The 458-nt window shown below is 54.8% G+C and carries 1 protein-coding gene; it reads left to right on the forward strand.

The annotated features are described in order from the left end of the window. Positions 1-28: 28 nt before the first annotated feature. On the forward strand, positions 29-458 hold a 430-nt coding region (locus ACFHWW_RS34265), incomplete at its 3' end, for an ABC transporter substrate-binding protein (protein WP_379943835.1).

Here is a 458-nt window from a genome sequence, read left to right on the forward strand (position 1 = left end):
GCATACAATTGCTGTGCTGGGGACCATGATGGCCCTCAGCCTCGCGGGTAACACTGCAACCGGCTTGCTCAATTCATCGGTCGCATCAGCCCAGGAAGCCGACACCCTTCGAATTGGGATGCGGCGCGGTCTGCTGACCTTTGACCCACATAACAACGGTGCATACGGCACGCCGCTGATGAATGTCTTTGATACGCTTGTCAGGCGTACCAAGGAGGGTACATTTGTGCCGCATCTCGCGAAGTCCTATGAACAGAAGGACGATTACACGTGGGAGGTTGTTCTTCACGAGGGCGTGAAATTTCACGATGGCAGCGAATTAACGGCCCGGGACGTCAAGTTCACGCTTGACCGCGAGGTCTCAGATACGCGGCTGATAGAGAGCCCGCGCTTTTCTACGATCAAGGAAGTAAAGGTCCTTGATCCATACAGGCTACAGATCATTCCCAATGTCCCGG

The organism is Sinorhizobium sp. P24N7, from assembly GCF_042436655.1.
Taxonomy (GTDB): Bacteria; Pseudomonadota; Alphaproteobacteria; order Rhizobiales; family Rhizobiaceae; genus Sinorhizobium; species Sinorhizobium meliloti_A.